At 68.7% G+C, this 7,222-nt stretch carries 7 protein-coding genes and 1 pseudogene; 7 read left to right on the top strand and 1 reads right to left on the bottom strand.

Annotated features, from left to right (window positions below):
- The 6 genes and pseudogenes from ACK59X_RS29215 to ACK59X_RS29190 form a co-directional block, all read left to right on the top strand.
- Positions 1-95, top strand: a pseudogene (locus tag ACK59X_RS29215) (metallopeptidase TldD-related protein); the annotation flags it as partial.
- A 229-nt stretch (positions 96-324) separates the two neighbouring features.
- Positions 325-1,179: an SDR family oxidoreductase gene (locus ACK59X_RS29210; protein ID WP_409962076.1), complete on the top strand. Its 855-nt coding sequence runs from the start codon at positions 325-327 to the stop codon at positions 1,177-1,179.
- Between the two features lie 25 nt (positions 1,180-1,204).
- A complete protein-coding gene (locus ACK59X_RS29205) occupies positions 1,205-2,572 on the top strand; it encodes a flavin-containing monooxygenase (protein WP_409962074.1) in 1,368 nt (455 codons plus the stop codon).
- 33 nt (positions 2,573-2,605) lie between these two features.
- Positions 2,606-3,538, top strand: a complete 933-nt coding sequence (locus ACK59X_RS29200; RefSeq protein WP_409962072.1) for a bile acid:sodium symporter family protein — start codon at positions 2,606-2,608, stop codon at positions 3,536-3,538.
- Positions 3,535-4,548 carry an SDR family oxidoreductase gene (locus ACK59X_RS29195; RefSeq protein ID WP_409962070.1) on the top strand — a complete coding sequence of 338 codons (1,014 nt, stop codon included), beginning with the start codon at positions 3,535-3,537 and terminating at the stop codon, positions 4,546-4,548. The genes ACK59X_RS29200 and ACK59X_RS29195 overlap by 4 nt, the downstream gene beginning before the upstream one ends.
- The gene (locus tag ACK59X_RS29190) at positions 4,545-5,474 is read left to right on the top strand and encodes an EamA family transporter (RefSeq protein ID WP_409962068.1); all 930 of its coding nucleotides are present in this window, start codon (positions 4,545-4,547) and stop codon (positions 5,472-5,474) included. The genes ACK59X_RS29195 and ACK59X_RS29190 overlap by 4 nt, the downstream gene beginning before the upstream one ends.
- 143 nt (positions 5,475-5,617) lie before the next feature.
- Here ACK59X_RS29190 and ACK59X_RS29185 read toward each other — a convergent pair whose 3' ends face one another.
- The gene (locus ACK59X_RS29185) at positions 5,618-6,712 is read right to left on the bottom strand and encodes a tartrate dehydrogenase (RefSeq protein ID WP_409962066.1); all 1,095 of its coding nucleotides are present in this window, start codon (positions 6,710-6,712) and stop codon (positions 5,618-5,620) included.
- A 100-nt stretch (positions 6,713-6,812) separates the two neighbouring features.
- On the opposite strand from ACK59X_RS29185, the gene ACK59X_RS29180 reads away from it, so the two are divergent.
- Positions 6,813-7,222: LysR family transcriptional regulator (locus ACK59X_RS29180; RefSeq protein ID WP_409962064.1), on the top strand; the 410-nt coding region annotated here is incomplete at its 3' end.

Genomic DNA, 7,222 nt, shown 5'->3' with positions numbered 1-7,222 from the left:
GCCAGGGCGTGAACTATGTGACCGGCGACTACTCGCGCGGCGCCAGCGGCTTCTGGGTCGAGAACGGCCGCATCGCCTACCCGGTGCACGCTGTGCAAGGGCCAGCCGCTGTCGGCCACGTCCTCGGCCAGGTTCAGCGGGCGCGCCTCGCGCACCAGCAGCTCCAGCAGGTCGAACAGGCGCAGGCCGGGGGAGGCAGCAGCGGAAGCAGTGCTTTCTGTCATGAATCTCTGATTTCGAGACGAAATAAGAAAATATTCCGGGATTTATAAGGCCTGCCATACAGTAGGCGCAAGTCCTTTTCCTGAAGCACCGCTGCTGCCCATGGCCCCATCCGCTGCCTTTTTTCGCAATGCCGTCGTGACCGGCGCCTGTGGCGGCCTGGGCCAGGCCCTGGTGCGCGAACTGCTGGCCCAGGGGGCGCAGGTGGCATTGGTGGGCCTGCAGCGCGAGGTGCTCGATACGCTGGCCGCCACGGCGCCCGGGCGCTGTGCGGTGTACACGGCCGACGTGGCCGACGCTGCAGCCATGGGGCATGTGGCCGCCGACTGGATGGCACGTGCCGGCCTGCCCGACCTGGTGATCGCCAATGCCGGCGTGGCAGGTGGCTTTGAGACCGCCGAGGCCAGCGACCTGGCCGTGATGCGTCGCATGCTGGAGATCAACCTGCTAGGCCCTGCCACCACCTTCCAGCCCTTCGTGCAGGCATTGCGCGCCCACGCCGTGCAGGAGCCGCGCTGCGCCCTGGTGGGCGTGGCCAGCATCGCGGGCTGGCGCGGCATGCCCGGCAATGGCGCCTACTGCGCCAGCAAGGGCGGGCTGATCCGCTACCTCGAAAGCCTGCGTGCCGAGTGCCGGGGTTCGCGCCTGTCCGTGCACACCGTGAGCCCGGGCTACCTGCGCACCGCACTTACCGCCGGCAACCGCTTCGCCATGCCCGGCCTGATGGAGCCCGATGCCGCCGCGCGAGCCCTGCTGGCCGGCGTGGCACGCGGGCGCGAGCACATCGTGCTGCCGCGGCACATCGGCTGGCTGTCGCGCCTGCTGGCCTGCCTGCCCGCCGCCACCTCCGACCGCCTGCTGCGCGGCCAGCCGCGCAAGCCGCGCGTGGGTGAGGCGGGCGCCACCGCCATACCGGGGCTGCCGGGTTCCGCCCAAACCCCCTCCGATCCCCGTTGAACTCCACCCGCGAGCACACCCCTTGATGCAAGACGACCTCCGCCACGCGCCCGCCGGCCTGCAGGCCTGCGTGGACACCACCACGCCTGCCACGCGGGGCATGATCGCGCTCATCGGCGCCGGCCCCTCGGGCCTGGCCGGGGCGCGCAACCTGCAAAAGCTCGGCATCCCGTTCCAGGGCTTCGAGGCCTATACCGACGTAGGCGGTCTCTGGAACATCGCCAACCCGCGCTCCACGGTGTACGCGTCAGCCCATTTGATCTCGAGCAAGCGCACCACCGAGTTCAGCGAATTTCCCATGGCCGACAGCGTGGCCGACTACCCCAGCCACCGCGAGCTGTGCCGCTACTTCGCGGCCTTTGCCGAGCATTTCGACCTGCGCAGGCACTTCCGCTTCGGCGTGCGTGTGCTGAAGGTGGAACCGCTTTCCGACAGCGAAGACTGCCTGTGGCGCGTGACCATCGCCACGGCAGACGGCGGCACCGAATGCGCCGAGTACAAGGGCGTGGTGATCGCCAACGGCACGCTGGCCGAGCCCAGCATGCCGCGCTTCGAGGGCCATTTCAGCGGCGAACTGCTGCACACCTCGGCCTACAAGCATGCCGAGCAGTTCAAGGGCAAGCGCGTGCTCATCGTCGGCGCAGGCAATTCGGGCTGCGACATCGCGGTGGATGCGGTGCACTATGCCGACAGCGTGGACATCTCGGTGCGGCGCGGCTACTACTTCGTGCCCAAGTACGTGTTCGGCAAGCCAGCCGACACACTGGGCGGCAAGCGCCCGCTGCCGCCCTGGCTCAAGCAGAAGGTGGACAGCACGGTCTTGAAGTGGTTCACGGGCGACCCCACGCGCTTCGGCTTTCCCAAGCCCACGTACAGGATGTACGAATCGCACCCCATCGTGAACTCGCTCATCCTGCACCACCTGGGCCATGGCGACATCCATGTGAAACCCGACATCGCGCGCTTCGATGGCGCCACCGTGCACTTCAAGGACGGCACGCAGCAGGACTACGACATGGTGCTGGCCGCCACGGGCTATACGCTGCACTACCCCTTCATCGCGCGCGAACTGCTCAACTGGCAGGGCATGGCGCCGCGCCTGCACCTGAACATCTTTGCGCCCGGCCGGCGGCGCCTGGCAGTACTGGGCATGATCGAGGCCAGCGGCATCGGCTGGCAGGGCCGCTACGAACAGGCCGAGCTGGTGGCGCGCTACTTCAAGGCGCTCGATGCCGGCACACCTGCCGCGCAGGCCTTCACCGCCGCGGTGCAGGGCCCACCGCCGGACCTGTCGGGCGGCTTCCAATACCTGCAGCTCGAACGCATGGCCTACTACGTGCACAAGGACACCTACCGCGCGGCAGTCCGAAAAGCGTCGGCCGGGCTGGCCTGATCGACGACAAGAAGAACTTCGAGGAGACAACGCATGCTGCCCGTCGACGAGATCCGCCTGAACTTCAACCCCGCCTCGCTGGTGCTGCTCAACGTGGTGCTGGGCTTCCTGATGTTCGGCATTGCGCTCGACACACGGTTGGACGACTTCCGCCGCGTGGCCAGGATGCCCTGGGCCATGGCCGTGGGCATTGCCGCGCAGTTCATTGTGCTGCCCGCGGTGACCTTCGCGCTCACGCTGCTGCTGGGCGTGGGGCCGAGCATCGCGCTGGGCATGATCCTCGTGGCCTGCTGCCCGCCGGGCAATGTGTCCAACATCCTCACCCACCGTGCGCGCGGCAACGTGGCGCTGTCGGTGTCCATGACGGCGATCTCCAATGCCATCGCCATCGTGGCCATGCCGCTGAACTTCGCGTTCTGGGGCGGCATGCACCCCACGGCCGCGCCGCTGCTCAAGACCATTGCGCTCGACCCGCTGGAGATGGTGGGCCACATCGTCGCCATCATTGGTGTGCCCTTCGTGCTCGGCCTGCTGTGTGCGCACCACCTGCCGCGCCTCACTCAGCGCGTGAAGAAGACCGTGCGCATCGTCAGCTTCCTGGCGCTCATCGGCTTCATCCTGGGCGCCATCGCGGGCAACTGGCGCTTCTTCCTCGACTATGTGGGCATGGTGCTGCTGGCCGTGGCGCTGCACGATGCGCTGGCCTTCGGCACGGGCTACCTGTGTGCTCGCTTCACGGGCCTGCAGGACTACGACCGGCGCGCCGTGGCCATCGAGGTCGGCATCCGCAACGCGGGCCTGGGCCTGGTGGTGATCTTCAGCTTCTTCGGCGGCCTGGGCGGCATGGCCGTGGTGGCCGGTGTCTGGGGCTTCTGGGACATCATCGCCGGGCTGGCGCTGGCCAGTTGGTGGGGCCGCAAGGACCCGGTGGGCGCGCCTGTGGCGGCATTGGGAGAGCAGGCATGAGCGCCACAACCATGCGGGCCCGCAACATCCTGGTCACCGGCGCCGATGGCTTCCTGGGCCGTTGCGTGGTGGCAGCGCTCGCCCAGCGCCCGGACACGGGCACCGTGGTCGCCCTGGATGTGCGCGAAGTGCCGGCCGAACGCCGCCAGCCGGGCATTGCCTACCAGGCCCAGGATGTGCGCGACCCGGCGCTGGCCACCACGCTGCAGCGCCATGCCATCGACACCGTGGTGCACCTGGCCTCCATCGTCACGCCGGGCCGCGATTCGAACCGGGCTTTCGAATACGACGTGGACGTGAACGGCACGCGCAATGTGCTTGAGGCCTGCGCGGCCCAGGGCGTTCGGCACCTGGTCGTCTCGTCCAGCGGCGCGGCCTACGGCTACCATGCCGACAATGCGCCCTGGATTACCGAGGACCACCCTTTGCGTGGCAACGAGGCCTTTGCCTACGCCCACCACAAGCGCCTGGTCGAGGAGATGCTGGCCGCATGGCGCCAGAGCCACCCCGCGCTGGCGCAGACCGTGCTGCGCATCGGCACCATCCTGGGCGAGCGGGTGGACAACCAGATCACCGCGCTGTTCGAAAAGCCGCGCCTGCTGGCCATCCGCGGCAGCGACAGCCCCTTCGTCTTCATCTGGGACGAGGACGTGAGCGGCGCGCTGCTGCATGCGCTCGATGGCGCGGAGCCCGGCTGCTACAACCTGGCGGGCGACGGTGCGCTGACCATCCACCAGATCGCCGCGCGGCTGGGCAAGACCACGCTGGACCTGCCGGCCTGGCTGCTGCAATCGGCATTGTTCGTGGGCTCGCGCCTGGGCGTGAGCCGCTATGGCCCCGAGCAGCTCGACTTTCTGCGCTACCGGCCGGTGCTGCTCAACACCGCCCTCAAGGAGCAACTGGGCTATGTGCCGCGCAAGACCAGTGCGCAGGCCTTCGATGCCTTCGTCGCGGCGCGGCAGCGGCAGGGGCGGCCCGTGGCCGGCACCCTGGCGGGCAGCCGCGCATGAGCACGGCGACGGCGTTGGGCGATGCGCCGCCGCGCGCGCTCTCGCAGGGCGACCTGGCCTGTGCGCTCGCGGTCATCCTGATCTGGGGCTCGAACTTCGTGGTCATGAAGATGGGGCTGCAGACCCTGAGCCCCATGCTGCTGGGCGCGCTGCGCTTCGTTGCGGCCTCGCTGCCCTTTCTGCTTTTCGTGCGCCGGCCGCAGCTGCCCTGGCGCTTCATCGTGGCCTACGGCCTGGCGCAGGGCGTGGGGCAGTTCGGCCTGCTGTTCCTGGGCCTGCGCCTGGGCATGACGGCGGGCATGGCCTCGGTGGTCATGCAGACCCAGGCCTTCTTCACGCTGATCCTCGCGGTCACGCTGCTGCACGAGCGCGCGCGACCCGCGCAGTGGCTGGGCCTGGCGGTGGCGTTCGGCGGGCTGCTGGTGATCGCCAGCGCCCATGGCGAGGGTGCGCTGCAGATGAGCCTGGCGGGCTTCGTGCTCACCCTGGGGGCCGCCTTCATGTGGGCCCTGTCCAACCTGGTGGTGCGCTTTGCGGCGCGGGTGGGTGGGCAGTACGCGCCGTTTCCCTTTGTGGTGTGGAGCAGCACCGTACCCATCGTGCCCTTCTTCGCGCTGGCGCTGTGGCTCGATGGCCCGGCCTCGGTGGCGACGCAACTGGCTGCGTTCAACGGGCAGGCGCTGTTCGCCGTGCTCTACCTGGCCCTGCTGGCCACCTTGCTGGCCTACAGCCTCTGGACGCGGCTGCTGCAGCGCCACCCGGCCGGGCGGGTGACACCGTTCTCGCTGCTGATCCCCGTGGTGGGCCTGCTGGCCGCCATGCTGGTGCTGGGCGAGCAGCCCGCGCCCGCGCAGTGGGCGGGTACCGGGGCCGTGCTGCTGGGCATGCTCATCAACCAGTTCGGGCACAAATGGAAGACCCCCTGAGTCGCTTCGCGCCTTCCCCCTGAAAGGGGGACGCTGCCAGCGCGGCGGGGCGGCCCTTGCGCGGCGGCCGCTGGCCACGGTCATGCCTGCTCGCCATCAACGCGCGGCTTCACGGTCGGGAGAAGCGCAATGCACCTGCCTGCTCAGGCCTTGGCGATGCGTGCCGCGATGGCCTGGCCCAGCTCGGTGGTGTTGGCCGTGCCGCCCAGGTCGGGCGTGAGCGGGCCTTCCTTCAGGGCGGCTTCGATGGCGGCGACGATGGCGTCGTGCGCGGCGCGGCCGGCCCCCTGGCCCTGGGTCAAAAAGTCCAGCATCAGCGCGCCCGACCAGATCATGGCGATGGGATTGGCGATGTTCTTGCCATAGATGTCGGGCGCCGAGCCGTGCACGGGTTCGAACAGCGAGGGGAAGCTGCGCTCGGGGTTCAGGTTGGCCGAGGGGGCCAGGCCGATGGTGCCGGTGGTCGCGGGGCCCAGGTCCGACAGGATGTCGCCGAACAGGTTGGTCGCGGCCACCACGTCGAAGCGGCCGGGCTGCAGCACGAAGCGTGCGGTCAGGATGTCGATGTGCTGCTTGTCCAGCGTGATCTCCGGGTAGTCCTTGGCCACCTCGTCGGCACGATTGTCCCACCAGGGCATGATGATTGCAATGCCGTTGCTCTTGGTGGCCAGGGTCACGTGCTTGCGCGGGCGGCTCTGCGCCAGGTCGAAGGCGAAGCGCAGCAGGCGGTCCGTGCCCTTGCGCGAGTAGACCGACTCCTGGATCACGATCTCGCGGTCCGTGCCCTCGTACATGATGCCGCCCAGCGAGGTGTATTCGCCCTCGGTGTTCTCGCGCACCACGAAGTAGTCGATGTCGCCGGGCTTGCGGCCGGCCAGCGGGCAGGGCACGCCTTCGAACAGGCGCACGGGGCGCAGGTTGATGTACTGGTCGAACTCGCGGCGGAACTTGAGCAGCGAACCCCACAGCGAGACATGGTCGGGCACGGTGGCCGGCCAGCCCACGGCGCCGAAGAAGATCGCGTCCACGTCCGAGAGCTGGGCCTTCCAGTCGTCGGGCATCATCTGGCCGTGCTCGGCGTAGTAGTCGCAGCTGGCCCAATCGATGGTGCGGTAGGTGAGGGCGATGCCGAAGCGCTCGGCCGCGGCCTTCACGGCGCGCAGGCCTTCGGGCATGACTTCCTTGCCGATGCCGTCGCCGGGAATCACGGCGATGGTGTACTGGGTGGTGCTGCTCATCAGATGTCTTCCTTGGAGGGTGGAGGGTGTGTGGCCTGCATTGTTGGACAGCCCTCGCCAAAATACAATCGGGCGTCTGTGCATCCATTGTTCACGCTTCGTGCATAAAGTACCCTCCAACGAAGACCTGCGCGTGTTCACCGTGGTGGTGCGCAAATCGAGCTTCGCCGATGCGGCCACCGAGCTGGGCACCTCGCCGGCCTATGTGAGCAAGCGCATCCGCCTGCTCGAGGAAGACCTGGCCGTGAAACTGCTGCACCGCACCACGCGGCGCGTGGCCGTCACGGAAGAGGGCGAGCGCGTGTTCCACTGGGCCCTGCGCATCCTCGATGATGTGGACCAACTGCTTCAGGAGGTGGCGGTCACGCGCCGAGAGCCGCGTGGCCTGCTGCGCGTGAGCAGCAGCTTTGGCTTCGGGCGGCGCATCGTCGCGCCCGCGCTGTCGCGCCTGGTGGAGCGCCACCCCGGCCTGCAGGTGCGGCTGGAGGTGTTCGACCGGCTGGTGGATGT

Source organism: Acidovorax sp., from assembly GCF_046339755.1.
GTDB lineage: Bacteria > Pseudomonadota > Gammaproteobacteria > Burkholderiales > Burkholderiaceae_C > Acidovorax.
The sequence above is the reverse complement of the archived record's forward strand: the minus strand, read 5'-3'. Positions and strand labels throughout refer to the sequence as shown.